The organism is Nocardiopsis dassonvillei subsp. dassonvillei DSM 43111 (assembly GCF_000092985.1).
Classification (GTDB): Bacteria; Actinomycetota; Actinomycetes; order Streptosporangiales; family Streptosporangiaceae; genus Nocardiopsis; species Nocardiopsis dassonvillei.
Genome location: NC_014211.1, coordinates 66,945 through 92,587, shown reverse-complemented (window position 1 = coordinate 92,587; position 25,643 = coordinate 66,945). Strand labels below are relative to the sequence as shown.

The 25,643-nt window shown below is 73.3% G+C and carries 22 protein-coding genes and 1 tRNA gene; 6 read left to right on the top strand and 17 right to left on the bottom strand.

Translation table 11 applies throughout. The features are described 5' to 3' along the window. Positions 1-552 precede the first annotated feature (552 nt). The 4 genes from NDAS_RS24470 to NDAS_RS24455 form a co-directional block, all read right to left on the bottom strand. Positions 553-1,884: a hypothetical protein gene (locus NDAS_RS24470; RefSeq protein WP_013155941.1), complete on the bottom strand. Its 1,332-nt coding sequence runs from the start codon at positions 1,882-1,884 to the stop codon at positions 553-555. A 319-nt stretch (positions 1,885-2,203) separates the two neighbouring features. Then, on the bottom strand, positions 2,204-2,920 hold the full coding sequence (locus tag NDAS_RS24465; RefSeq protein ID WP_013155940.1) for a chaplin: 717 nt from the start codon (positions 2,918-2,920) through the stop codon (positions 2,204-2,206). Positions 2,921-3,084: 164 nt separating this feature from the next. Continuing rightward, positions 3,085-4,122, bottom strand: coding sequence for a hypothetical protein (locus NDAS_RS24460; RefSeq protein ID WP_013155939.1), 1,038 nt, complete (start codon positions 4,120-4,122; stop codon positions 3,085-3,087). 223 nt (positions 4,123-4,345) lie between these two features. Beyond that, positions 4,346-5,668 carry a M20/M25/M40 family metallo-hydrolase gene (locus NDAS_RS24455; RefSeq protein ID WP_013155938.1) on the bottom strand — a complete coding sequence of 441 codons (1,323 nt, stop codon included), beginning with the start codon at positions 5,666-5,668 and terminating at the stop codon, positions 4,346-4,348. 144 nt (positions 5,669-5,812) lie between these two features. On the opposite strand from NDAS_RS24455, the gene NDAS_RS24450 reads away from it, so the two are divergent. Then, positions 5,813-5,897 (top strand) — tRNA-Leu (locus NDAS_RS24450). A 357-nt stretch (positions 5,898-6,254) separates the two neighbouring features. Here the strand turns inward: NDAS_RS24450 and NDAS_RS24445 are convergent. Continuing rightward, complete coding sequence (locus NDAS_RS24445; RefSeq protein WP_013155937.1) at positions 6,255-7,124, bottom strand: alpha/beta hydrolase; 870 nt, start codon at positions 7,122-7,124, stop codon at positions 6,255-6,257. Next, positions 7,121-7,450 carry an amidohydrolase family protein gene (locus NDAS_RS24440; RefSeq protein WP_041553380.1) on the bottom strand — a complete coding sequence of 110 codons (330 nt, stop codon included), beginning with the start codon at positions 7,448-7,450 and terminating at the stop codon, positions 7,121-7,123. The genes NDAS_RS24445 and NDAS_RS24440 overlap by 4 nt, the downstream gene beginning before the upstream one ends. Before the next feature lie 207 nt (positions 7,451-7,657). Here NDAS_RS24440 and NDAS_RS24435 point away from each other — a divergent pair, with 207 nt between their 5' ends. Beyond that, positions 7,658-8,236 carry a TetR/AcrR family transcriptional regulator gene (locus tag NDAS_RS24435; protein ID WP_013155936.1) on the top strand — a complete coding sequence of 193 codons (579 nt, stop codon included), beginning with the start codon at positions 7,658-7,660 and terminating at the stop codon, positions 8,234-8,236. 87 nt (positions 8,237-8,323) lie between these two features. On the opposite strand, the gene NDAS_RS24430 is transcribed toward NDAS_RS24435, so the two are convergent. After that, the gene (locus NDAS_RS24430) at positions 8,324-9,868 is read right to left on the bottom strand and encodes a trypsin-like serine protease (RefSeq protein WP_013155935.1); all 1,545 of its coding nucleotides are present in this window, start codon (positions 9,866-9,868) and stop codon (positions 8,324-8,326) included. Positions 9,869-10,047: 179 nt separating this feature from the next. Between NDAS_RS24430 and NDAS_RS24425 the strand changes: the two genes are divergently transcribed. Then, positions 10,048-10,722, top strand: coding sequence for a response regulator transcription factor (locus NDAS_RS24425; RefSeq protein WP_013155934.1), 675 nt, complete (start codon positions 10,048-10,050; stop codon positions 10,720-10,722). Continuing rightward, entirely contained in the window at positions 10,719-11,855 is a 1,137-nt protein-coding gene (locus NDAS_RS24420; RefSeq protein ID WP_013155933.1) for a sensor histidine kinase, read from the top strand. The genes NDAS_RS24425 and NDAS_RS24420 overlap by 4 nt, the downstream gene beginning before the upstream one ends. On the opposite strand, the gene NDAS_RS24415 is transcribed toward NDAS_RS24420, so the two are convergent. The 9 genes from NDAS_RS24415 to NDAS_RS24370 all read right to left on the bottom strand — a co-directional run bounded on the left by NDAS_RS24415 (position 11,839) and on the right by NDAS_RS24370 (position 20,990). Beyond that, positions 11,839-13,068, bottom strand: coding sequence for a cytochrome P450 (locus NDAS_RS24415; protein ID WP_041553487.1), 1,230 nt, complete (start codon positions 13,066-13,068; stop codon positions 11,839-11,841). The two genes, NDAS_RS24420 and NDAS_RS24415, sit on opposite strands and share 17 nt — an antisense overlap. A 104-nt stretch (positions 13,069-13,172) precedes the next feature. Beyond that, the gene (locus tag NDAS_RS24410; RefSeq protein ID WP_013155931.1) at positions 13,173-13,970 is read right to left on the bottom strand and encodes a DUF4097 family beta strand repeat-containing protein; all 798 of its coding nucleotides are present in this window, start codon (positions 13,968-13,970) and stop codon (positions 13,173-13,175) included. Between the two features lie 76 nt (positions 13,971-14,046). After that, positions 14,047-14,592, bottom strand: coding sequence for a histidine kinase (locus NDAS_RS24405; protein WP_358416303.1), 546 nt, complete (start codon positions 14,590-14,592; stop codon positions 14,047-14,049). A 125-nt stretch (positions 14,593-14,717) separates the two neighbouring features. After that, positions 14,718-15,254 (bottom strand): flavin reductase family protein, encoded by a 537-nt coding sequence (locus NDAS_RS24400; protein WP_013155929.1) that lies wholly within the window; start codon positions 15,252-15,254, stop codon positions 14,718-14,720. Positions 15,255-15,739: 485 nt separating this feature from the next. Then, positions 15,740-17,095 carry an LLM class flavin-dependent oxidoreductase gene (locus NDAS_RS24390; RefSeq protein ID WP_013155928.1) on the bottom strand — a complete coding sequence of 452 codons (1,356 nt, stop codon included), beginning with the start codon at positions 17,093-17,095 and terminating at the stop codon, positions 15,740-15,742. 88 nt (positions 17,096-17,183) lie between these two features. Further along, a complete protein-coding gene (locus NDAS_RS24385) occupies positions 17,184-18,047 on the bottom strand; it encodes an ABC transporter permease (RefSeq protein ID WP_013155927.1) in 864 nt (287 codons plus the stop codon). Continuing rightward, a complete protein-coding gene (locus NDAS_RS24380; RefSeq protein ID WP_013155926.1) occupies positions 18,040-18,876 on the bottom strand; it encodes an ABC transporter ATP-binding protein in 837 nt (278 codons plus the stop codon). The genes NDAS_RS24385 and NDAS_RS24380 overlap by 8 nt, the downstream gene beginning before the upstream one ends. Further along, positions 18,873-20,006, bottom strand: a complete 1,134-nt coding sequence (locus NDAS_RS24375) for an ABC transporter substrate-binding protein (RefSeq protein ID WP_013155925.1) — start codon at positions 20,004-20,006, stop codon at positions 18,873-18,875. Before NDAS_RS24375 ends, NDAS_RS24380 begins: the two co-directional genes overlap by 4 nt. A gap of 72 nt (positions 20,007-20,078) precedes the next feature. Further along, a complete protein-coding gene (locus NDAS_RS24370; protein WP_019609400.1) occupies positions 20,079-20,990 on the bottom strand; it encodes a TauD/TfdA dioxygenase family protein in 912 nt (303 codons plus the stop codon). Positions 20,991-21,393: 403 nt separating this feature from the next. Between NDAS_RS24370 and NDAS_RS24365 the strand changes: the two genes are divergently transcribed. Beyond that, positions 21,394-22,353, top strand: coding sequence for a sulfite exporter TauE/SafE family protein (locus NDAS_RS24365; RefSeq protein ID WP_013155923.1), 960 nt, complete (start codon positions 21,394-21,396; stop codon positions 22,351-22,353). A gap of 36 nt (positions 22,354-22,389) precedes the next feature. Here NDAS_RS24365 and NDAS_RS24360 read toward each other — a convergent pair whose 3' ends face one another. After that, a complete protein-coding gene (locus tag NDAS_RS24360; RefSeq protein WP_013155922.1) occupies positions 22,390-24,348 on the bottom strand; it encodes an aconitate hydratase in 1,959 nt (652 codons plus the stop codon). A 258-nt stretch (positions 24,349-24,606) separates the two neighbouring features. Here NDAS_RS24360 and NDAS_RS24355 point away from each other — a divergent pair, with 258 nt between their 5' ends. Beyond that, positions 24,607-25,629, top strand: a complete 1,023-nt coding sequence (locus NDAS_RS24355) for a LacI family DNA-binding transcriptional regulator (protein ID WP_013155921.1) — start codon at positions 24,607-24,609, stop codon at positions 25,627-25,629. The last annotated feature ends 14 nt before the right edge of the window (positions 25,630-25,643 follow it).

Genomic DNA, 25,643 nt, shown 5'->3' with positions numbered 1-25,643 from the left:
GCTACCCCCGTCGGTGGGCGGGAGGGGCTGTCCCCTCCGCGGGTGAGGGCTCCGTCGCTCTGGGTGGACACCCGGCCCACGCCCACCGGCACCCGCAGAATAAGCGCTTCCCGAACCGGTACCGGTCCGTAGCGTACGTGAGCCGCCCCGGCAACGTGGGCCGGTTGGCCAGCACCGCCTCTGACGAGCACCCATAACGACCCCCGCGAGTGACTTCAGTCACACTTGATGGTCGTCGAGTGCCCGCTTTCCCCAGAATGCGGCGAGTCCTCCCGGATATTCCCGGGAGGACTCGGCTCACGTCACGGGCTGACGGCCAGCTCCTCCGCGCTCCCGCAGTCCACCGCGTTCCTCACGGAACGGGAGTGCGGAGGCGGGTCGTCGTGGCCCGTCGACGCGTACGGCACGCGTTGTGCCGGTCCGGGATCGCGCTCCGTGTCCGACGCCGCCCTGTGGGATACGGCACCCCGCAGTCCACCGCGTTCCTCACGGAACGGGACGCCGTACTCCCCCGGGCCCGCACGGACGCGGGCGCGATCCCCTGTTCTGTCGTTACAGGCCCACGCCCGCGGCGCCGAGCAGCTCGTTGACCGGGTCGGCCACACCCACGGGGGCGGACGCGGGCAGCTGGTCGGCGTGCTCGGGAGCGTGCTGCTCCACGGCCTGACGGGTGGTCTCGCTCACCTCGTACTCGACGGGCAGCATGTCCGAGACCGGGACCTCGGGCAGGTCCTGCACCAGGGGCAGGGCGTCCAGGGCGCTGGACTGGGCCTCGGGCGCGCTCTGGTGCACGACCGCGGCCCCGTCGCCGGTGCTGCTGGCGCCGGCCAGGCTCGCGACCGCCGCGATGGCGTTGCCGGAGACGTTGACCGGAACCTCGCCGTCCGCGACGAGCTGGTTGCCGCCGACCGCGGAGCCGTTGCCCGAGGTCGCGACGTGCTCCTCCTCCTCCAGCACCAGGGCGCCGGTGTCGGTGGAGGCCGCACCCGCCACGCCGCCGACCGCGCCGATGGCGTTGCCCGCGACGTTGACCGGCACGTCCAGGTCGACCACGGCCTGGTTGCCGCCCACCAGCGAGCCGTTGCCCGAGGTCGCGATGGACTGGTGCTCGCGCGGGGCCGACTGGTGCTCACGGGGCGCCGACTGGCGCAGCACGCCCGCGTTCACGCCGGAGGTGTCCGGCAGCGGCAGGATGGTGGCGTTCTCCGCGGCCTCGTGCACCAGGTCCATGGCCGTGTACTCGGCGGGCGCGGAGTGGTGCTCGCGGTGCCCGTGGCCGTGGCCGTCGTGCACCAGGGCGCCGGTGTCGGTGGCCGCGGCGCCGGCCACGCCGCCGACCGCGCTGATGGCGTTGCCCGCGACGTTGACCGGCACGTCCAGGTCGACCACGGCCTGGTTGCCGCCGAGCAGCGAGCCGTTGCCGGAGGTAACGGCGTCGGGGCTGTGGTGGTGGTGACGGTGGCCGTGCTGGTGCTCGACCACCGCGGCGCCCGTGTCGGTCGTGCTGGCGCCCGCGATCCCGGCCACGGCGGCGATCGCGTTGCCCGAGACGTTCACGGGGATCTCGCCGTCCACGACCAGCTGGTTGCCGCCGAGCGCGGAGCCGTTGCCCGACGTGGCCGCGTCGGGGCCGTGCTGGTGGTCGACCACGGCCGCGCCGGTGTCGGTGCTGCTGGCGCCGGCGGTGCCCAGGACGGCGCCGATCGCGTTGCCGGAGACGTTCACGGGGACGTCCCCGTTCACGACCGCCTGGTTGCCGCCCAGCAGGGAGCCGTTGCCGCTCGTGACGGCCTGGCTGTCCGCGAAGGCCACGCCGCTGCCCAGCGCGACGAAACCGGCTGTCAGGAGCACCGACTTCGCGGATGTGCTGACCCACTTACGCATGTGGGAGGTCCTTTCAAACATGTCGATGAGAAGGTGTGTGCTCGGGCCACAGGCCGTTCCACGCCCCTGGGTGGGGTGCGGGCCTTCGGCCAAGGCCGGGGTTTCCTCCGGTCCGCCTCACACCTGGAAGGTGCGTGCTACCGGTGCTTGGAGAGTGCGCCGCGGTCCCGCTCCGCTGGTTGCGGCGGAACGCGCGCACCCCGTCCATCAGCCCCGCCCCGGAGGGCGGCGGCTGACGTGAACCCCGCGCACATGGCCTTGGCCGGTGCTACGGGACTCGCGTCAGCCCCCGGGCCGCGAACGGCCCGGGAGGCCGGGGTCAGGCGCGGGCGCGGCGCCTGCCGAACAGGAGCAGTCCGGCGCCCGCGGCGATCGCGGCGGCGGCGCTGGCGAACAGACCGCTCAGGGCGCTGCCGTCGGTGCCGGTCCGGGCGAGTTCCGGGGCGGGCGCCGGGGGCTCCTCGTCCGTGGCGGGCGGGGAGACGGGCTGCTCGGGCGTGCCGCCGCCACCGCCGCCGTTGCCGCCGCCGTGGTCGCCGCCACCGCCGCCGCCGTGGTGGCCGCCACCGCCACCGCCGCCGCCGTGGTCACCACCGCCGTAGCCGTCGTCGTGACCGCCGTCGTGGCCACCGCCGTCGTGACCGCCGCCGTCGTGGCCGCCGTCACCGGGCTCCCCCCCGTAGCCGGGCTTCTCCGGCTTCTCGGGGTTCTCGGGCTTCTCCGGGGTCTCCGGCTTCTCGGACTCGTCGGGGGTCTCGGGCTCCTCGGGCTTCTCGGGCGTCCAGGTGGAGCTGTCGTCCTCCACCACGGCCCCGCTGTCGGTGCACTGGGCGCCCGCGAGGCCGAGGACGGCGATCGAGTTACCGCAGACGTTGACGGGGGCGTCCAGGTCGGCCACGATCTGGTTGCCGCCGAGGATGGAGCCGTTTCCGCTGGTCGTGGCCGTGGTGTCGGCGTAGGCCACTCCGGCGCCGGCGGCGGTGAAGAATCCCGCGGCCACCAGTGCGGCGATACGGGCGTGCGTGTGGTAGGTCATCGCGTGTCCTTTGGTCAACGAGAAAGATCGGCCAGCTGCTCGTGGACCGCGGACGGAGAGCTTCGTGCTCCGGGGAAGCCGGGGAGAAGGCACGCCCGCCGGATTCGGCGAGGCGGCTGCGCGCAGAGGAGCGCACGGACCGGCCGCGGTCGTGGAGGACGCGGCTAGTCGGGAGCGAAGGAGGGGTCGTCCGCGGCGTCGCGGACAACCAGGGTGGGGTCACCGGGAAGGGCGACCCGCTGGGCCCGGGGAGCCAGGTGGTCGGCCCGGGCCGTCAGGAACCCGGCGGCGCCGGGCGCGGGGAAGGACGGAGACGCGGCGCCGGTGGCGTCCGCTCCGGCCTGGTGGTACCCGCCGCCCGCGATGAGGCGGATGCGCTCACCGGGGCCGTCGTCGCCCGGCGCCCGGTCGGCGCCCTCGTCGGCGACCCGGTGCCAGACGGACGGGTCCACGGGAGCGTGGACGGCCGTCACCCCGCCGGTGCGGTCCCCGTCGCGTTCCGCGCCGGAGCCCTCGTCCTCGTCGGACGCGGAGCGCTTGGGCGCGGGTGCGGTCGGGGAGAGTTCGTCGGCGCCGCCGAGGACGGGCAGGCCGAGCGGCGTCGCGGTGCCCGCGGAGCCGCCGATCCGGTCCTGCACGGCCCGGGTGGACTCGGCGAGCCCCTCGGAGACCGTGCCCACCAGGCTGCCGTCGCGCAGCGAGCGGTCGGTGGACTCCACCATGTCGTGGCCCCTGCGGGCGATGCCCCCGACGAGGTCGCCCGCGCCGCGCGCGGTCTCGTCGACGGTCCGGGTGGTGTCCTCGACCGCCCTGTTGGCGGCGGATCCGGTCCTGGTCCGCTCCAGGGCCGCTGTCACGCCGGTCCCGTGCAGGGTCTCGGCGGGAAGAGCGGCCGTCTGGGGCACCACGGTGTCGGCGAGCGACTCCGTGGCCGACGCGGCGCGGGCCGTGGCGTCGGAGAGGCGGGCGCTGCGGATCTCCTCCGCGGCGACCTGTCCGGTGCGTCCGGTCCCGTCGCCGACCTCCAGCACGCGGTCGACCAGGCCACCGGACTCGGGGGCGGTCTCGCCGTGGGCGACACCGATCCCCCCGGCCAGCCATGCGACGGCGACGACGCCGGACAGGAGCAGCAGCCGGGCGGGGCTCAGGGCCATGCGGGCAGCGCGACTGGAGACCAGCCACTCCTTGCCCGCGAGCACCATGGATGCCCCCCGTTTCGCTGCTACTGGACGGTCCCGTGCGGTGGTCCCGCCACGGTCACACGCCGGTGCCGTTCCGCGCCCGCGAAAGCGGGCGGGGAGCCGTGCACCGTCGAACTCACAGCAACACTAACATCACGTTCGGTGACGGGAGGCCGGATTACGAACCGCGCCGAAAAAGTTCTCGGCGCGGTTCGGCTGAGGGGACGGCGCAAAGCGCCCGGGGTCAGCTCAACCCGACGAAACGGTCCAGGACGCGGACCCCGAACCGGAGGCCCTCGATCGGGACGCGCTCGTCCACCCCGTGGAACATGCCCGCGAAGTCCAGCTCGGGGGGCAGCTGGAGGGGGGCGAAACCGTAGTTGCGCACCCCGAGCCGCGAGAAGCTCTTGGCGTCCGTCCCCCCGGAGAGGCAGTAGGGGACGGCCTTGGCGCCGGGGTCCTCGGCCAGCAGCGACTCCGACATGGCGCTGACCAGGCCGCCGTCGAAGGAGGTCTCCACGGCGGGCAGGTGGTGGATGAACTCGCGGCTGACCTTGGGGCCCAGCAGCCGGTCGATCTCGGCGAAGTACGCGTCCTCGGTGCCCGGCAGGAAGCGGCCGTCCACCTGGGCGGTGGCCTCGCCCGGGATGACGTTGGCCTTGTAGCCGCCGCCCAGGACCGTGGGGTTGAGGGTGTTGCGCAGGGTAGCGCCGATCATGCGCGCGATGGGGCCCAGGCGGGCGACCGTGGCGTCCACGTCCCCTTCGTCGAAGGGGATGCCGAACTCCTCGCAGATCTCCTCCAGGAAGGTCCGCACGGTCGGTGTGAGCTGGACGGGGAACCGGTGCTCGCCCAGGCGGGCGACGGCCGCCGCCAGTTCGGTGACGGCGTTGTCGGTGTTGACCATCGAACCGTGCCCGGCGGTGCCGCGCGCGGTCAGCTTCATCCAGGCGATGCCCTTCTCGGCGGTCTCGATGAGGTAGAGGCGCCGGTTCTCCTTGACCGTGAACGAGAAGCCGCCGACCTCGCTGATCGCCGAGTCGCAGTCGGCGAACAGGTCGGGGTGCTCGTCGACCAGGTACTGGGCGCCCCAGGTGCCCCCGGCCTCCTCGTCGGCGAGGAAGGCCAGCACGATGTCGCGCGGGGGACGGCGGCCCTCGCGCAGGCGCTGGCGCAGCATCGCCAGGACCATCGCGTTCATGTCCTTCATGTCGACCGCGCCGCGGCCCCACACGCAGTCGTCGGCGACCTCGCCCGCGAAGGGGTGGTGGGTCCAGTCCTCCGGGGCCGCCGGAACGACGTCGAGGTGGCCGTGGATGAGCAGCGGGGGACGACTGGAGTCCTCCCCCGTGATCCGGGCCACGACGTTGCTGCGCCCCGGGTGCTTCTCGTAGATCCTCGACTCGACGCCGACCTCGTCGAGCTTGGCCGCCACGTACTCGGCCGCCTTGCGCTCCCCGGGTCCCGAGTGGTCGCCGTAGTTGGAGGTGTCGAACTCGATGAGCTCCCGGCACAGGTCGACCACCTCGACCTCGGCCGCGCTCAGTTCCCTGCCTGGCTCCGCCATCTGACGCTCCCGTCCAGCCGCACCTTGTCGCCCTACTGTTCCACCGACCCTGCCATGTCTTCCACCGGCGGAAAACATGGTTCGCGCGGTGTTCGACCTTTGCTATGGTTGACGTGTCCGGCGCGGGAGCGCCGAGCACACCCGGTCCGGGTGGCGGAATAGGTAGACGCGCTAGCTTGAGGTGCTAGTGGCCGTTAAGGCTGTGGGGGTTCAAGTCCCCCCTCGGACACAAACGAAGGCCCTGCTCGCAGGGCCTTTTTTTCATGCCCGGGCCGCGACGGGGGTGCGACCGGAGTGGATCGTCCGAAGGGGGACGCCACCTGCTCGGCGGCGTGGGTCCGCACGCCCGGAAGCGCGTGGCGCGGTCGTCACCCGTCCCACGCACAACACCGCCGCCGGGCGCGGTGGACCATTGTGCGCGGGACGGCCCGAACGATGGTCGGGTCGCCCGCCCCGCGTCCCGCCCGCCATGGGCCGTTCGCGGCGGAGACGGACGCGGGTCCTGTGTCGCCTCCCAGGACGGACGGGGCGGGGCGGGGGGACGGTGACGCGCTCCCGCCGCACGGTCGGCGGGGAGCAGCGTCGGCTAGCGCGTGTGGCACGCCTTCAGGTAGCTCAGGAACGACGCCTGTAGCCCGGTGACGTGCGTCTCCCGCAACAACACGTGCGAGATCCGCTCCGACCGCCCCTTGGCGTGCAACTGTTCCACCGTCGTCAGGACGTTACGGGCCATCCCGCGGTAGAACGGAATGTCCCCCAGCAGCTCGGCTTCGTTCAGCGTGATGTGCAGCCGTGGAGCGGCCGCGTCCTCGCCGGGTTCCGGCAGGGCTTCGACGAGGGTGAGGATCCGGCTGTCCGCACTGGCCACACCGGGGCTGCCCGCACCGACGCTCGCGAAGGGTCCTGTCCCGCGCAGCCACGCGTAGAGGGCGAAGAGGCCTCCGTAGGAGTAGCCGAAGAGGCCGTGCCCGGACTCGCTGACACGCAGCTTCGACCGCAGGTGGGGGTGGAGTTCGCCGGTCAGGAAGTCGAGGAAGGCGTCGGCCCGGGTTTCCCGCAGCTCCGCGAGGTAGGCGTCGACCTGCTCCCGGGTCATCGCACCCGACTCGCGGGCCGCCGCGAGGGTGGCCAGCATGTCGTCACCGACGGGTTCGCCCGGCGGCACGAGGTCGCGGTTGCGGATGTGCGCCCAGCCCGCGGCCTCCTCACCGGCGTACCCGACGCTGACCTGGATGTAGGGGGCGATCGTCAGGTAGGGGTCCGCCTGGGTGACGATGAGGGGCGCGGTGAGGCCGACCGTCCAGTTGCCGTCCAACACGTAGATCAGCGGCAGGTGGTCCGCGGAGTCCGCGTAACCGGGGGGTGTGGTCACCCAGACGCCGTAGCGGCGCCCCGACCGCGCGGTGGTCTCCAGGTACTCCGTGTCCGGCAGGCAGCCGTGCAGTATCCCGCTCATCGGGCTTCTCCCTTCATGATGCGGCCGTCCTTCACGACGAGGACGGCCGTGTCCGGATCGGCGAACACCGCCGCGTCCTGGAGCGGGTTCCGCCGCCAGACGACCATGTCGGCCCGCATCCCCACCCGGATCGTCCCGACCGTCCCGCCCAGGCCGAGGATGTCGGCGTTGACGCCGGTGGCCGACACGAGCGCCCGCATGGGTGACTCCAGCTCGGCGCGCAGCCGCAGCTCCTCGCCCCGGCGCCGCTGGTTCGGCCCGATGAGGTCCGAACCCAGGCCGATCCGCGGGCCCGCCGCACGGGAGGCCTCCAACGCCGAGGCCATGCGCTGACGGACCCGGCGAGGCGGTCCCGCACACCCACGTCGACCGCGGTCGGGTCGGCGCCCGATCCGTCCGCGACGATGCCGCCGGCGAACCAGGCATCGGCCACGGGGCCTCCTCTCCGGGACTGCGACCCACCATCCTCAACAGTGGTGAATTCGCTGTGCGGTAACGTACTCAACAGTGGTGAATTCGTCAAGGGAGGCAGTGTGAGGGCACCGGTCGGGGAAGGCAGGGAGCGCCTCCTGCAGGCGCTGTTCGAGGAGTACGGCGGGAGCGGCCCCAGCCCGAGCCTGTCGATGCGCCAGGTGGCGGAGCGGCTCGGCGTACACCACACGCTGCTGACCTACCACTTCGGGTCGCGGCCGGGACTCCTGCGCGCCGTGCTGCTGGAGGCGCGCCGCCGCGACAACCTCGTCATCGCCGCGACCGGCGGCGAACTCGGGTTCGCCGCCCTGTGCAGGGCCGTGTGGAGCTTCTACGCGAACGACGCGCACGAGGACCGGATCCGCGCCTTCTTCCACCTGGTCGGACTCGCGGTGTACGAGCACGACGTCTTCCATGAGTTCGTCGCCGACATCGACGACCTGGCGTCCCTCCTCGAAGCGGCCGCCCTTCGCGACGGACACACGGCGGCGGACGCGAGGCAGCGGAGCATCATCGCGACCTCGTGCCTGCGAGGGCTGTTGCTGCAGAGGCTGCTGGCCCCCTCCGCCGAGGTCGACGCCGCGGCCGAGCGCTTCATCACGTCGTTGGCGGCGTCCGGGGGCGACAGCCCGGCGTCGTGAACCACGAGGACGCGGTGGGCCGCGCCGGGGCCGCGCACGGGCTCCCCGTCGCGGCCCCGAAAGCGTCGGGCGGGCCGGTCGGAACGGTCAGGCCGACCCGGCGCCGGTGAGGGAGCAGCCCCGGCGTGACAGGTCCAGCTCCGAACGGTCGGTCAGGCAGGCCGGGACCGTGTGGACCTGCTGGCCGTAACCGCGTCCCCGCTCGAAGGTCACGTTCCCGTCCGCGTCCACCTCGCAGGGGTTGTCGTCGGTGCACTCCTCGCCGTCCCTGTTGTGGGTGTTGTGGACGCCCACGACGGTGGAACCGTCGGGGGCCAACAGCACCGAGCCGGACATGCCGGGGTAGGGGAGGCATCCCTCACCGGAGGCGTAGCGGATCGGGTCGTCCTGTTGGTAGCCGCCCTCGCGCAGGTGCGCGGGCACGGCCTCGACGGAGCAGTCCGAGCGGGTGCCGGGAGAGACCATGGTCACCTCGTCGCCGGGGCGCACGGGGGTGGTGCCGAGTTCGAAGGTCTTCGCCCCCTGGGAGGCCAACTGCTCGTAGGTCCGGTCCAGGCGGTAGAGCGCGACGTCGGTTCCGGTCATCGTCGCGTACACCAGGCGCTCGGCCCGGGCGGTGACCCGGGGATAGCCCCGGGGGTCGGCCACGGGCACCTCCAGGTCGGCGGGCCGGTCCACGAGGGCCTCCCCCGGCGCCGGCCAGTCCTCCCGTACGCAGTGGCCGTTGGTCAGCATCAGCGCCGGCGCGTCCGGCTCCGAGGCCGGGGTGCGCACCACCGAGCCCACGCAGCCCTGGAGGTCCACCATGCCCTCCACGTCCGGGATCTCGTCGTCCGGGGGCACGTCGGTGCCGGAGACGACGCCGTCGATCCACCCGGTGTGCCGGGTGGCGTCGGTGAACAGCGTGGGCGCCCCCTCCCCGCTGGGACCGCTGACCACCCCGGCCAGCGCCCACGCGCCGTCCTCGCGGACCAGCGCGGGACCGCCCGAGTCCATGTTGGCCGCGGCCACGCTCCCGTCCCGGCTGCCGACGCACAACTCGCCCTCGACCGCCTGGCCGAGGCACGCCGAGGGCGGCTGCACCACGGTGTCGGCCTCCCGCAACCGTGTCGGGAAGCAGTCGGGGTTCCCGGCGTCGTCGCACGTCATGCCCCAGCCCATGATCCGCACCGGTGTCCCGGGCGGTGGCGAGGCCGAGGCGATGGGCAACGGTTGGGCCTCGACGGGGCGCTCCAGGTGCATCAGCGCGAGGTCCCTGCCCCAGAAACCCCCCTCGTCCCCGCTCGTGGCCAGCCGGTAGTAGTGGTCGACCTCGGCCACCTCGCCTCCGGAGTCGGAGTCCGGCGACCCGACGCGGACGCTCCAGCCCCGCGGAACGCCCGTCCGCGCGTTGGTCGGGTTCTTGCCCGCGCAGTGGCTGGCGGTCAGCACCCACTGGGGAGCCAGGACGACGACCCCGCACCCGTGGCCGTCCGGGCGCGGCGGCGCTGGGTAGTCAGGCTGGAACGAGCCCATGAACTCATACGACTGTGTTGAAGGGTTCCCGCCCACGATGGCGTGCGCCGGGACCGCGGTGACCACGGTCGCGGTCACCGCGAGGACGAGAGCGGGCAGGAGAGTACGACTTCGCATGCGCCCGACCGTAGGAGGGCGGTTGTTGCGCGGATGTGTGGTCCTCGTGCCCGGCGCCCAACGTTTTCGCAACAGGCCCCCGCCTATGCTGAACGGCCACGGAGCCGGGTCGCGCGGACGCCGGCGCCGTCGGCGGGGCGTGCCGGGACGCGGCAGCGATCGGAGCGGGAGGGGGCACCATGCGTGTGCTGATCGTCGAGGACGAGGTCTTCATGGCCGAGGCGCTCCAGGCGGGGCTGCGCCAGGAGGCCATCGCCGCCGACATCGCCCTCGACGGCGACCAGGCGCTGGAGCGCGCCGCGGTCAACGACTACGACGCGATCGTCCTCGACCGGGACATCCCGGGGGTCCACGGTGACGACGTGTGCGCGGCGGTGGTGCGCGACCATCCCGGGACCAGGGTTCTGATGCTCACCGCCGCGACCCGGCTACGGGACAAGGTGGGCGGATTCGCCCTGGGCGCCGACGACTACCTCACCAAGCCCTTCGCTCTGGAGGAACTGGTCGTGCGCCTGCGCGCACTCGCCCGGAGGCCCTCGTCGTCCGTTCCGCCGGTCCTGGAATGGGGCGGACTGCGCCTGGACCCGTACCGCAGGGAGGCCGAACGGGACGGGCGCCGTCTGAGGCTGCCCCGCAAACAGTTCGCCGTCCTGGAGCTGCTCATCAGGGCGGGAGGGGGCGTGGTCAGCTCCGAGACGCTGCTGGAGAAGGTCTGGGACGAGAACGCCGACCCGTTCACCAGCGCGCCCCGGGTGACGATGTCGCAGCTGCGCAGGACCCTGGGCAGGCCGGACCCCATCGTCACCGTCCCCGGAGCCGGGTACCGCCTCGCGGCCCCCGGGGAGGAGCGGTGAACGCCCGCGTCCCCGCCCCGTCCGGGAGGAGGGGCAGCGCACGCCTGCGCCTGACCCTGAGCTACGCCGGTTTCCTCGTGGCGGCGGGCCTGGCGGTGCTGGCCGGGGTCTACGTGGTCCTGCGCTACGTCCCCGACTACCCGCTCACCGCGGCCAACCCGCGCGACTCCGGCGGCCCGGTCGTCCCCACCCGCGGGCAGATCCTCGACGCCGTCGTCATGGTCTCCGGGGTCGTCCTGGCGGTGTTGGCCGTGATCGGACTCGTCGGCGGGTGGTTCCTCGCCGGATGGGTGCTGCGCCCCCTGCACCGGATCAACGAGGCCGTGCGCATCGCCGCCTCGGGGCGGCTGGAGCACCGCATCCGGCTGCACGAGCGCAACGACGAGTTCCGACAGCTCGCCGACGCCTTCGACCACATGCTCGACCGCCTGGAGAACGCGTTCGAGACCCAGGAGCGCTTCGCCGCCAACGCCTCCCACGAACTGCGGACCCCGCTGGCCGTGACGGCCACCCTCCTGGACGTGGCCCGCCGCGACCCGGAGGGGCAGGACGTCCCGCACCTGGTCGAACGGCTCAGCGTCACCAACGCCCGGGCGGTCGAGCTCACCGAGGCCCTCCTGCGGCTGGCCGACGCGAACGCCGTGACCGCCGTCTCCGTGCCGGTCGACCTGGCCGACATCGTCCGCGACGTCGTGGCCGAGAACTCGGCGGAGGCCGAGCGCCGCGGGGTGCGGCTGTACCTCGCGTCGGCTCCGGCGCCGACGCTCGGCGACCCCGCACTGCTCACCCAGCTCACGCAGAACCTGGTGCAGAACGCGTTGCGCCACAACGCGGGGCGGGACGGGACGGCTTCGGTCAGCACCGGTCACGCCCCCGGCGCCGGGACCGTCCTGCGGGTCGACAACACCGGTCCGCACCACACGCCCGAGACGGTGGCCCGACTGCACGAACCCTTCCTGCGCGGGCAGGGCAGGTTCGGGGCCGACCCGGGCCACGGGCTGGGCCTGGCCCTGGTCGCGCGGGTGGTCGAGGTCCACGGCGGCGCGCTGGACCTGCGACCGCGCGCGGGCGGGGGGCTGACCGTGACGGTCACGCTCCCCCGCCCGCACGGTCACCTCACGCCGTCACCGTAGACACGTCCCAGGTGACCGGGAGGCTCTTCAGCCCGTGCAGGTCCGCGGTCTCCGGACGCAGTCCGGCCTCGACCTCCTCGGCCGGCACGGCCAGGCGCAGCGTGGGGAAGCGGTCGAACAGCGCGGGCAGCGCGACCCGCATCTCGACGCGGGCCAGCTGCTGCCCCAGGCACTGGTGGATGCCGTGGCCGAAGGCCAGGTGCCCGCCCTCGCGCCTGCCGACGTCGAGGACGTGGGGATCGGTGAAGCGCTCGGGATCGCGGTTGGCGGTGTTGAGCGACACGATGACCGTCGTACCGGCCTCGACGGTCCGGCCGCCCAGCTCGACGTCCTCCAGCGCCGTCCTCATGAACGTCTTGGCCACGCTCAGGTACCGCAGCAGCTCCTCCACGGCACGGTCGGCGAGCGCGGGTTCGTCCCGCAGCGCGGCCAGCTGCGCCGGATCGCGCAGCAGTGCGAAGGCGCCCAGCGCCAGGGTGTTCGCTGTGGTGTCGAACCCGGCCGCCAGCAGGACCAGGCTGATCCCCTTCAGCTCCTCGTCGGTCAGGTCGCTGTCGGTGAGGTCGCTGAGCACGTCGTCGGTGGGGTTCGCGCGCTTGGCGGCCACCAGTTCCGCGAGGTAGCGCTGGGTCGCGGTGTAGGCCGCTGTCAGGTCCTCGTCGCTCGTCTCCCCGCTCATGAACTTGTCGATGTTCTCCTGGAAGGAGCGCCGGTCCTCGTACGGCACCCCCAGCAGCTCACAGATCACCATGGTGGGGACGGGCTTGGCGAACGCGGTCACCAGGTCCGCCGTCGGCCCGGCCGCCTCCATGGCGTCCAGGTGCTCGGCCGTGATCTCCTCGACGCGCTCGGTGAGCAGCCGCATCCGCCGCGCGGTGAACCTGCCCACCAGCGGTTTCCTGTAGCGCCCGTGCTGCGGCTCGTCCATGAGGAGGAACTCGCCGGGCGGCGCCGGAGGGACCTCGATGTCGCCGTAGTCGATCAGCGGGTGGTGGCGCATGAGCTCCTTGCGGGAGCTGAAGCGCGGGTCGGCCAGGACCGACCGGACCAGGTCGTATCCGGTGACCAGCCAGCCCTGGTGGCCGTCGGGGAAGGCGTAGCGGCTGATGGGGCCGTGCTCGCGCGCCCGGAGCAGTTCCTCGGGCGGATCGAAGGGGCAGCCGGGCCGACGCGCCTCGGGCAGCGCCGTGACGGTGTGGAGGGGGTCGCTCATGGCCGTTCCTCGTCTGGCGGTGGTGTGTGTCCGGCGCAGTCCGGTGACCGCGACGGCCGAGCGGGGGGTGCGCTGGTTCATGTTCGGTCTCTTCTTCCGTCTGTTCAGGACCGGTGGACGATGACGTCGCCGTGGACGCTGCGGGCGCGGATCTCGACGGTCTCCTCGGCGGGGCCGGGGCCGTCGGCGGCCTCCAGGGAACTGCGCACGACGCCCTTCTTGGACACCGCGTCCAACCAGGCGGCGGTGCCCTCGCGGACGCCGATCTCCAGTTCCCCGAAGGCGGTCCCGATGTCGATGCCGCCCCGGACCACCTGGCCGAGCCGGATGCTGCCGTGGTGGGTGCGCGCGGTGACGGAGGCCAGGGCGCGGTCGGCGGTGATGTCACCGTGCGCGGAGTTGGCCCGCAGGTCACCGGTCACCGTGCCGAGGGTGAGGGCCCCGCCCGTGGACTTGACCACGGCGGAGCCGTCGATCTCCCCCGCGCGGACCCAGCCGTGTCCCGTGGTGAGCTCGGCGTTGCCGGTGACGCGGTCCACGGCGATGTTGCCGTTGGAGAAGGTGATCTCGGACGCGCCCAGGACCCCCTCGCAGCGGGCGCTGCCGAAGCCGCCGCTGACGTGGACGCGCGAGCCCGCGGGCAGTTCGACGGTGATGTCGACCATGCCCTTGCGCCCGATCACGCGGCCCAGGCCCGAGGGCTGGGGGTCCCTCACCTGGAGGCGGCCTCCGGCGTACTCGACCTCGACCTGTTCGGCGGCCCGCACGTCGCTCTCCTTGGCGGCGTCGCGCGGGTGGACCTCGACGGTGGTCTCGGTGCGGCCTCCGGCGTTGATCTGGAGGGTTCCGGCGACCAGGGTGATGTCGGCGGTGACGGGTCCGGGGGTGTCGAAAGTTGGCATGGCTGTCTCCCTGACGTGGCGTTGGTGGTCGTCTCCGCCGGTGGGAGACGTGGTGGAGTCGGGCGGCCGGGTCCGGTCAGCGGACCCAGCCGGTGTAACCGCGGCCGATCTGGCGTGCCCGGGTGTCGGGTCGGCGCCTGCCGCTGTCGAGGGACGCGGTCACCGCGCGCACCAGCCAGGCGTTGACCGACAGCCCCTCCCCGCGGGCCGCCTCCTCGACGTGCGGCTTGAGGCGGTCGGGCAGGCGCAGGGTGATCCGCGACGTGCCCCCGTCCTCGGCGTCGGCCCGGAGCTGCTCCGTGAGGGCCCGGTCGGCCTGTCTGACGTCATCCTGGTGCGCCTGTGGCGTCATGAGACCGTCGTCTTCGACGTCTTCGAAGTCGGGTGACGTCACGATGAAGTCAGCCCGCCGTCCGCGCAGCCGGACCTCGACCGACCCGGGCGCGAGTTCGCGCGTGATCTCGTCTGCGGCGGCGGAGAGCGCGTCCAGCAGAGTCAGCCGCGCAGCGGGTTCCAGAGCTGCACTGAGACGTTCGGCGATGACCCGGGCGTCCTCGTTCCCGGCCTCGGCGGCCACCTGGAGCTGGCGTCGGAGTTCATCGACATACGGCATCAAATCCATGACGTCATGATGGCGTCAAATATGACGTCATGTCAAGCGTCCACCGCGCACGACTGAGCGCCGTACCCCCGCGGGGGTACGACGCGTCACCGCCGGGTCCTGGGCGGCCGTCGGAGTCGCCCTGGTCAGGCGGGGTTCGGGCCGTGCAGAGGGACGAAACCGCCGAAGGCGCCGCGGTGGTACAGCAGCGGCGGACGGAGGTCGTCCAGGACCAGGGTGTGCGTCACCTCGCCGACGACCAGCCAGTGGTCGCCGATCAGCCGGGTGTCGAACCTCCTGCACACCAGGCTGGCGGACACCCCGTCGAGCAGGGGGACCTCCTCGGGCCCCGGACGCCACGACGTCGGCGGGGCGAAGCGGTCCGCGCCGCTGCGGGCGAACCTCGCCGCCAGGTCCGTCTGGTCCTCGGCCAGGAGGTGTACGGCGAACGCCCCGGCCAGGTGCAGCGTCGTCCACGTCGAGGAGGTCTCGGCGACGTAGAAGGCCACCAGCGGCGGATCGAGGCTCACGCTGGTGAACGAGGTGGCCGTCAGTCCGACGGGGCGGCCGTCGACACCGGCCGTGATGACGACGACCCCCGCCGGGTGGTGCCGCAGCGTCGCGCGGAACCGGGCGGCCTCGGAGGAGGGGTGGGGCGGGGAAGCGCTCTGCGCGGTGCTCATCGGACTCTCCCTCGGTACTGGGAACGCGGCGTTCAGGCGGCGTGCGCCACGGGGCGGGGCCGCCTCACGGCCGGTGGCCGGGAGGCGGCCGGGCGGTGGCCGTACGGCGGTCGGGACCCGTGGGGGCGCACAGGTCCGGGAGGCGAACGGGCCCGGGGAGGCGCACGGCCTCCCGGGGCGGGACGACACATCCGGGGCGGAGGACGGGGCCGGGGCCGGGGAGGCGGATCCGGGGCGGGGCCTCGGCGCTCCGCGCGCAGCGGCCCTCCCTGCCCCGGATCCGCGGGCCGACCGCGCGGTCGCCGCTCCGGCGGTCGTCGGAGCGGCGGCCGGAGGTCGGCCCCGGGGCGGCGGCTCCGCGATTCCACCGCCCCGTGTCGAGGGTCCTTCCCTTCAATCCACTTTGCCAACCGAAAAAGTATGGAATAACCGCGGCAGCCGGGGATGCCGACGGCGCCGACGCCGCGGTCCCGTCCGCGGCCGCCTCAGACCGCGCCGGAGACCTCCGGTACCGGCACGGCTTCGGCGTACTGGCTGGGAGGGCGGGGCAGACCGTAGTGGTCGCGCAGGGTCGTCCCCTCGTACTCCTCCCGGAAGAGGCCGCGCTCCCGGAGGATCGGCACCACCTGGTCGACGAAGTCCTCCAGGCCGCCGGGGAGGTGGGGCGGCATGACGTTGAACCCGTCGGCGGCCCCGGCCTCGAACCAGCCCTGGATCTCGTCCGCCACCTGCTCGGGCGTGCCCGCGAAGGTCCGGTGGCCGCGCCCGCCGCCCAGGCGCCCGATCAGCTCCCCCACGGTCAGCGACTCGCGCGCCGCCAGGTCCGCGACCAGGGTGTACCGGCTCTTGTTGCCGCGGATGCCGTCCTCGCCGGGCAGCGGGGGCAGGGGGGCGTCCAGCGGGTGCCCGGTCAGGTCCACCCCCAGCATCTGGGAGAGCTGGCGCAGGGCGTAGTCCGGGGAGATGAGCCCGGTGAACTCCGCCTCCAGCTCCTTGGCCGCGGCCTCCGTCGGCGCGATGAACGGCACGATCCCGGGCAGGACCTTCAACTCCTGCGGGGCGCGTCCGAAACGCGCCAACCGCCCCTTGAGGTCGCGGTAGAAGTCCACCCCCTCCCGGAGGGTCTGCTGCGCGGTGAACACCGCCTCGGCGTAGCGCGCGGCGAACTCCCTGCCGTCCTCGGAGGACCCCGCCTGCACCAGCACCGGACGGCCCTGCGGCGGGCGGGGGGAGTTCAGCGGCCCGCGCACCCGGAACCGCTCGCCCTCGTGGTCGATGGCGTGGACGCGGTCGGGGTCGGCGAACACCCCCTCCTCGGCGTCGAGTCGCAGGGCGCCGTCCTCCCAGCTGTCCCACAGCTTGACGACGACGTCGGTGAACTCCGCCGCACGCGCGTAGCGGTCGGCGTGCTCGGGCACCTGGTCCAGTCCGAAGTTGGCCGCCTCGTCCTCGCGGCCGGAGGTGACGATGTTCCATCCGGCGCGTCCGCCGCTGATGTGGTCCAGCGAGGCGAAGGCCCTGGCCAGCAGGTAGGGCGGGTAGTAGCCGGTGGAGGCGGTGGCGATCAGCCCCACCCGCTCGGTCACCGCGGCCATCGCGCTGAGCAGGGTGATGGGCTCGAAGACGGCGAGGGTGTTGCGCTCGACCCGGTGGCCCACGGCCAGGCCGTCGGCGAAGAACACCGAGTCCAGCCGTCCGCGTTCGGCGACACGCGCCAGGTTCTGGAAGTGCGCCACGTCCAGCACCCCGTCCTGCCGCGTGCGCGGGTGCCGCCAGGCCGCCTCGTGGTGCCCCACCCCCATGAGGAAGGCGTTGAGGTGGAGCCGTCGTCCGTCGGTCATCTGCGTGGTCCTTCGCTGTCGTGGGTCATCGGTCGTCGGCCAGCGGCCAGCGGTCGGCGGTTCCGGTCACCGCCTCCGGGGCACGCGGTCACCGCTCGGTCGTGCGCCAGCGGGAGAAGCGCCGTTCGAGCGCGACGAGGACGCCGTTGAGGGCCACCCCCACCACGGCGATGGCCAGGATTCCCGCGTACATGTCGTGGATGAGGAAGTTGAGCTGGGCGGCGTTGACGAGGTAGCCCAGGCCCGACTGGGAGCCGACCATCTCCGCGGCGATGAGCACGAGGATCGAGGAGGCCCCGGCCATGCGCACGCCGGTGAAGATCGACGGGACCGAGGCGGGCAGCACCACCTTGCGGAACAGCGCGAGCGGCCCGAACCCCAGGGAGGCCGCCGACTTGACGAGCAGGGGGTCGACGGTCCGGACCCCGGTGATGGTGTTGAGCAGGACCGGGAAGGCGCACGCGTAGACCACCAGGGAGACCTTGGAGGCCTCGCCGATCCCCAGGACGAGCACGAACACCGGCAGCAGGGCCAGGGCCGCGGTGTTGCGGAACAGCTCCAGGATCGGCGTGAGGAAGTCCGATACCGGCCGGTACCAGGCGATGAGGACGCCCAGCGGCACGGCGGCGGCCACGGCGACGAGGAAGCCGCTCAGGGCGCGGGCGAGGCTGGCGGACACGTGGTTCCACAGCTGTCCGCTCAGGGCCAGGTCCCGCGTCGCGGCCAGGACCTCGGTCAGCGGGGGCAGGAACACCCGGTCGAGGAGGCCGACCCTCGGCGCCACCTCCCACAGCAGGAGGAAGGCCGCGATGACGGCCGAGCGCTTGAAGCAGAGCCAGGCCAGCCGGAGCGCGGCCGTGAGCGCGGGGGGAGGTCCGCCCGTGCCCGGCGCCGCCGGGGAGGAGGCGTCGGAGGAGGCGGTGCCCGCCGAGCGGGTCAGCGTGTCAGCCATGGTCGGTTCCCCTCCCGGTGAGCGCGCGCTCGGTCCGCCGGGCCTGGGCCACCTCGTCGTGGAGTTCCCGCCACACCCGGTGCCGGTAGTGCGCGAACGCGGGGTCCGAGCGCAGGTCGCCGCCCGCGCTCCGGTCGAGGTCGATGTCGATGACGCTCTTGATCCGGCCCGGGCGCGAGGTCATCACCGCGACCCGCTGTCCCAGGTAGACCGCCTCGTCGATGCCGTGCGTGATGAACAGGACCGTCTTGCCGGTGCGCTCCCACACGGACAGCAGCTCCTCCTGGAGGGACTCGCGCGTCTGGGCGTCCAGGGCCGCGAACGGCTCGTCCATGAGCAGGACCTCGGGGTCGAAGGCCAGGCTCCGGGCGATGGCCACGCGCTGCTTCATACCGCCGGACAGCTCGTGGGGGTAGCGGTCCTCGAACCCCTCCAGGCCGACCAGCGACAGGTACTCGCGCGCGCGGTCGGCCCGGGTGCGTCGGGGCAGGCCCTTGGCCTCCAGCCCGAACTCGACGTTGCCCTGCGCGGTGCGCCAGGGCAGCAGCGCGTACTGCTGGAAGACCAGGCCCCGGTCCAGGCCCGGTCCCCTGACCGGGGCGCCGTTGAGCAGGATCTCGCCGGAGGCGGGCCGGGTGAGCCCGCCGACCAGGTCGAGCAGGGTGGACTTGCCGCAGCCGCTGGGCCCGACCAGGGTGAGGAACTCGCCCGAGGCGATGTCCAGGGTGACGTCGTCGATCGCGGTCAGCGTGGCGGACCGGCCGCGTGCGGTGAAGGTCTGCCGCACCCCGTTCAGGCGGAGCTTGACGGGTGCTGTGGCGGTGCTCATCGGTTCCCCCCGTCCCCGGCCGCGCGCCGTGTGTCGTCCGCTCCCCCGGAGGCGCCGTCCCCGGGAGCACCGCCCTCCGCGAGGGGTCGGCCGTCGGGGCCGGAGTCCTCGGGGTAGGTCCCGTTGGCGTAGGGGTTGTAGTCGTTGGTGAACAGCTCCTCGGCCTCGACCGCCCCCTCGTCGAGTTCGCCGTTGCGGACCAGCCAGTCGATCCAGGTCCGGAACTCGTCCGGGGCGATGACGCCGCCGGGTCCGGCGACGCCGGTGCTGCGCCAGTACCGGACGGCCTCGGCGCTCTCGTTGCGGCCACGCCGCCCGATGATGTCGGTGTAGCGGTCCACCACCTCCTCGCGCGGGGTGGTCTGCGTCCACCGGATCGCGCGGGCGACCCCGCCGACGAAGGCCTGGACGGTGTCCTCGTGTGCCTCGATGAAGTCGTCGCGCAGCACGAGGGAGCCGTAGCTGAAGGCGCCGTACAGGCCGTGGTCGGTGAACAGGGGCCGGATGCCGCCGCGCTCCAGGGCGACCTCGCGCAGCAGGTCGCCGAGCGTGGCGACCTCCACCTGCCCGTTGCGCAGGGTCTGCTCGGCGTTGACCGGCGGGACCACCGTCAGCTCCACCCGGGCGATCTCCTCGTTGGTCAGCCCCTCCCTGGCCAGCCACTCGCGGACCACGAACTCGTGGTGGGCGCCCAGGGTGTTCATGGAGACCCGCTTGCCGACGAGGTCGCGGGCCCCGGTGATGTCGCTGTCCTCCAGGACGTAGTAGCCGTTGTGGGTCTCCTCGTCCGCCCCGTAGTAGGCCAGGACGGCGGTGACGGGCGCCCCGGCGGCGGCCAGCTTGGCGATCGCCCCGTTGAAGGCGCCGCCCACATCGGTGCTGCCGGTGGCCGCGGCCTGGATGTCCTGGGGGCCGCTGGTGGTGTCGCCGATCCACTCCAGCCCGATGCCGTCCAGGTAGCCCAGGTCCTCGGCGAGTTCGGGCAGGAGGACGTCTCCGGTCCAGCCCTGGTAGCGGATCACGGGGGAGGCTCCGGCCGCGCCGCTCCCCGGGGGTCCGCATGCGGAGAGCAGGGGGAGGGCGGCCCCGGCGGCCGCGGTGTAGCGCAGGATGTCGCGTCGGGTGTGCATGTGTTGGCTCCGGAGGGCGGCGGGCCGGGCTCGCCGGCCCGCCGCGGGCAGAAGGAGGTTCGGGGCCGCGGGTCAGACCGCGGGGGTGTAGCCGCTGGAGTCGCCGGTCAGGGAGCGGCTGGGGCGGCCGTCCACGCCCCTGGGGAGGTCGCCGCCGACGGTGATGCGGTGCAGGCGCCGGGGCTCGTCCCCGTAGTCGGCCACGGCGTAGTGCTGGGTGGCGCGGTTGTCCCACACGGCCACGTCCCCCTCGCGCCAGCTCCACCGGACGGTGTTCTCGGCCCGGGTGACGCGCTGCTGGAGCAGGTCGAACAGGTGGTGGAAGTCCTTGCTGCTCAGGCCGGTGAAGTGCTGGGCGAAGTGGCCGAGGAACAGGACCCGTTCGCCCGTCTCGGGGTGGACGCGCACCACGGGGTGCTCGGTCTTGAAGAGGGTGGAGACGAAGGCCTCCCGGTACTTCCTGAGGTCGCCGGTGGGCTCGCGTTCGGGGGCGACCGCCGCGTAGTCGTAGTCGTTGGTGTGGACCGCGCGCAGGCCGTCGGCGAGGTCCTTGAGCGGCTGGGGCAGGTCCTGGTAGGCCGTGGCCGTGTTGGCCCAGACGGTGTCGCCGCCCCGCGGGGGCAGGTGGACGGCGCGCAGGACGCTGGCCTGCGGCGGGCGGTCGACGAAGGTGACGTCGGTGTGCCAGCTGTTGGCCTTGCCCCGCTCGGAGTCGATCGGCAGGACGTGGTGGTCGCCGCCGAAGGCCGCGCCCGTGGTGGGGTGCGGGGTGGTGAGCGGGCCGAGCAGGGCGGCGAAGCCCGCCTGGGTCTCGTCGGTCAGGTGCCGCTGGTCGCGGAAGAAGACCACCTTGTGGGCGAGCAGGGCCGCCCGGATCGAGGCGACGGTGGCCCCGTCCAGGTCGGGGCCCAGGCGCACGCCGGAGATCTCGGCGCCGATGCGTCCGGCGACGGGGCGAAGGGACAGGTCCGTGGTGGTGGTCACGGCAGGGCTCCTCACGGGGCGGGAAGGCGCGGCGGTCACCTCACGCGTCCGGTCGCGGGCCGTTCGCGGCGAGTGACACGAAGGTAGGACCGGCCGAACCCTAAAGTCAACTAAGTTGGTAGGAATAATATGGTTTCGTGGCGCACGCCACCGGACACCCTCTGCGGCCACCCCTGGAGCCGCGCGGGATCCGGGAGCCGCCCCGGGCGGGCGCCGAAAAATCCTCGGAAACACCCGGCGATCTACTTGGCCACTATTCCTACCAACATGGTAGATTTACCTCCATCGCCAGCACGGCGCCCGATCCGGCGCCCGCGGCGGACCGATCCGAGCCCTCCGTCCGGAGCCGGACACCGCGCCGACCTCCACCGCCCCGCGTATCCCTCCCCACCGGAAGGCCCACATGCGCACTCTCGTCCTCCTCGCCATCGCGGGATTCTTCGCCCAGCTCGTCGACGGCAGTCTCGGCATGGCCTACGGCGTCACCTCCACCACCCTGCTCCTGCTCTTCGGCACCAACCCGGCCGCGGCCTCGGCCACGGTCCACCTCGCCGAGATCGGCACCACGCTGGCCTCGGGCGTCTCGCACTGGAAGCTGGGCAACGTCGACTGGAAGGTCGTCCGGCGCATCGCCCTGCCCGGCGCGATCGGCTCGTTCGCCGGGGCGACCTTCCTGAGCTGGCTGTCCACCGAGGCCGCCGCGCCGATCATGTCCGGCATCCTGCTCGCGCTCGGCCTCTACATCCTCATCCGCTTCACCGCGTGGGGCACGCCGACCCGGAACCTGGACAAGCCCCTGCGCAGGCGCTTCCTGACCCCGCTCGGCCTGGTGGGCGGGTTCGTCGACGCCACCGGAGGCGGCGGCTGGGGCCCGGTCGGCACCCCCGCCCTGCTGGCCAGCGGGCGCATGGAGCCGCGCAAGGTCGTCGGCACCATCGACACCAGCGAGTTCATCGTCGCCCTCGCCGCCAGCCTCGGCTTCCTCGTCGGTCTGGGCGCGGCCGGGATCAACGTCGGCTGGGTGCTCGCGCTGCTGATCAGCGGCATCATCGCGGCGCCGATCGCCGCCTGGATCGTGCGCTACATCCCGCCCCGCATCCTCGGTTCGCTGGTCGGCGGGCTGATCGTGCTGACCAACACCCGGACGCTGCTCGGCACCGAGTGGCTGACCCTTCCCCCGGCGGCCCAGACGGCCGTCTACGTGCTCGTGTGGGCGGCGTGGATCGGCGCCGTGGTCTGGTCGCTGCGCGCCCACCTCGTCGAGCGCCGCACCGCCCCCGCGGTCCCGGAGGAGAGCGCGGAGCCGACCGCGCCGAGCGCCGCCGAGCCGGAGAGGCAGCGCTCCTCCGACACCGCCTCCTGAGGGGAGTCCCGGCGTCGGGCCCGGGCGGCGGGCAGGTCAGTCCAGCTCCCGGGCCAGCAGCGGGATCCGGCCGCCCGCCAGCACCGCCTCGGCCTGCGCCGGGGAGAGCTGGTGGTCCAGCCGGTACTCCTCGTCCCTCGTCGTGTTGCGCGCGGTCAGCTCCGAGCCGGAGGTCAGGGCCTCCTCCAGGCCGTCCAGGACGAGGACGTCGCCGGAGCCGACGCGGTCGTAGTCGCCGGGTTCGGTGAACCGCAGGGCCAGCACACCGAAGTTGGCGAGGTTCTGCCAGTGGATGCGGGCGAAGGACTTGGCGATCACCGCCCGCAGGCCCAGGTAGCGGGGGGTGATCGCCGCGTGCTCGCGGGAGGAGCCCTGCCCGTAGTTCTCCCCTCCGACCACGATGTGGCCCCTCTCGCGGCCCGCCTCCCTCGCCCGGCGGGGGTAGTCCTCGTCGATACGGGTGAAGGTGAACTCGGCGAGCCGGGGCACGTTCGAGCGGAAGGGCAGCGCGCGGGCGCCCGCCGGGGAGATCTCGTCGGTGGAGACGTCGTCGCCGACCTTGAGCAGCACCGGCGCCTCGATCCGGTCGGGCAGGGGCGGGAAGTCCGGCAGCGCGGAGATGTTGGGCCCCTTGACGAGTTCGACCCGCGCGGCCTCCTCCGGCGGCAGCGGCGGGACCAGCATCGCGGTGTTGACCGCCGCCCGCTCCGGCGGACGCAGGTCGGGATGGTCCAGGCCCAGCTCCCTCGCCAGGTCGCGCGGGTCGGTGATGACTCCGGTGAGCGCGGAGGCGGCGGCCGTCTCCGGGGAGCACAGCCACACCGCGTCCTCCACCGTGCCCGAGCGGCCGGGGAAGTTGCGCGGGAAGGTGCGCAGCGAGTTGCGGCCGACGGCGGGCGCCTGGCCCATGCCGATGCAGCCCAGGCATCCGGCCTGGTGGATGCGGGCCCCGGCCTGGATGAGGTCGAGGGTCGCTCCCGTGCGGGTCAGGTCGGAGAGGATCTGGCGTGAGGACGGGTTGACGTCGAAGCTGACCGCGCTGTCGGTCTGGCGGCCCCTGACCATGGCGGCGGCGACCGCGTAGTCGCGCAGTCCCGGGTTGGCGGAGGAGCCGATGACGACCTGGCTGACGTCGGTGCCCGCCACCTCGCGGACCGGGACGACGTCGCCGGGCGAGGAGGGCCGGGCGATGAGCGGCTCCACCCCGGACAGGTCGATCTCGTCGGTCACGTCGTAGTCGGCGTCGTCGTCGGGCAGCAGCTCGGTGAAGTCGTCCTCACGGCCCTCGGCGCGCAGGAAGTCGCGCACCGCGCCGTCGGAGGGGAAGACCGTGGTGGTGGCGCCCAGCTCGGCGCCCATGTTCGCGATGACGTGGCGGTCCATGGCGGTGAGCGCGGCGACTCCGGGACCGTGGTACTCGATGATCCGGTTGAGCCCGCCCTTGACCCCGTGCCGCCGCAGCATCTCCAGGATGACGTCCTTGGCCGAGGTCCACGGGGGCAGCTCCCCGGTCAGGCGCACGCCCCAGATCAGCGGCGCCCGGACGCGCAGCGGGCGCCCGGCGATGGCCATGGCCACCTCCAGGCCGCCGACGCCGACCGCCAGCATGCCCAGCGATCCGGCGGCGCAGGTGTGGGAGTCCGAGCCGACCATCGTCGCGCCGGGCACCCCGAAGCGCTGCATGTGCGTGGGGTGGGAGACGCCGTTGCCGGGCTTGGAGTACCACAGACCGTACCGGCGCGCCGCCGAGTGCAGGAACGCGTGGTCCTCCGCGTTCTTCTCGTCGGTCTGGAGCAGGTTGTGGTCCACGTACTGCACGCTGACCCGGGCCCGGGTGCGGTCCAGTCCGAGGGCCTCCAGCTCCTGCATGACCAGGGTGCCGGTGGCGTCCTGGGTGAGGGTCTGGTCGACGGAGAGCCCGATGACCTCCCCGGGCGCCATCTCCCCCTCGACCAGGTGCGCGTCGATCAGCTTGCGCGCGACTCCGCGTCCCATGGCGTTCTCCCCTCGTCCGCCTTCCCCCGCTCCTGACCGCACGGGCGCGCGGCAAACGGGGGCGCCGCCGGTTCGGCGCACGGCGGTCCGGGGCGAGGCGGCCCGGCCCCGGACTCCGCGAGGATCCTCCGATGAGGGGGTTGTCACACGGGGGTGTGGTTCCTACCATGGTGCCCGTTCATCGAATCGATTCGACGGATCCGCGCGGCGGGCTGTCGAAGCGCTTCGACAAAGGTGTGCGGGGGGAGGGAGGCCGCGATGGTGACCATCAAGGACGTCGCCGCGGCGGCGGGCGTGGCCCCGAGCACGGTGTCCTACGTGCTCAGCGGCTCCCGCCGCGTCTCCGAACGGACCCGGTCCGCGGTGCGGACGGCCATCGACGAACTGGGCTACCACCCCAACGCGGGTGCGCGCTCCCTGCGCAGCGCCCGCACCCGCGTGATCGCGCTGGCCCTGCCGCTGGCCTCGCCCGGCTACCTGCCGGTCGGCGGGCGGTTCATGTACGGGCTGAGCCGCGCCGCCGGGGAGCTGGGCTACGACCTGCTGCTCCTGACCGTGCGCGACGACGACGCCGGGGCGTACGGGCTGGAGCGCGCCGCGCGCAGCAGGCTCGCCGACGTCGCGGTGATCATGGGCGTGGAGATGGAGGACCCCCGCATCGGCGCGATGGACGCGCTGGGGTTCCCCGTGGTGGTCCTCGGCCGCCCCTCCGACGAGGACGCCGCGCCCTGGGCCGACCTCGACTGGGAGGAGGCCGCGGTCGCCTCGCTGCGCCTGCTGCACGGGACCGGGCACCGCGACCTGTGCTTCGTGTCGACTGTGGAGGAGGACATCGCCTCGGGCCGCAGCTACTCCGTGCGCGGTCTGCGCGGGGCCGAACGCGCCGCCGCCGAACTCGGCGTCCCCGTGCGCGTCCTGCCCTCGGCGAAGGACCCCGCCGAACTGTACCGGCGGCTGGACGCGCTCCTCGACGGGGACCGCCCGCCCACCGCGCTCGCCCTCCAGCACCCCGCCGCCGTGCCCGGGGTCCTGCGCCACCTCGCAGCGCGCGGCACCGACGTGCCCGGGGACGTCTCCCTGGTGGCCATCGGCAGCTTCCCCGAGGACCTCGCGGGACTGGACGTGACCCGGGTCGAGCTGCCCGTCGAGCGGATGTCGGCCGCCGTGACCCGGCTGGCCGCCGAGGCCGCGCGCGGCAGCCCGCCGCTCCCGGGAGGACGGCGCGAACTCATCCCGCCCGAGATCACCCCCGGGGGGACGGTAGCCGCTCCCCCGCCCTGACCCCCCGGCCCCGG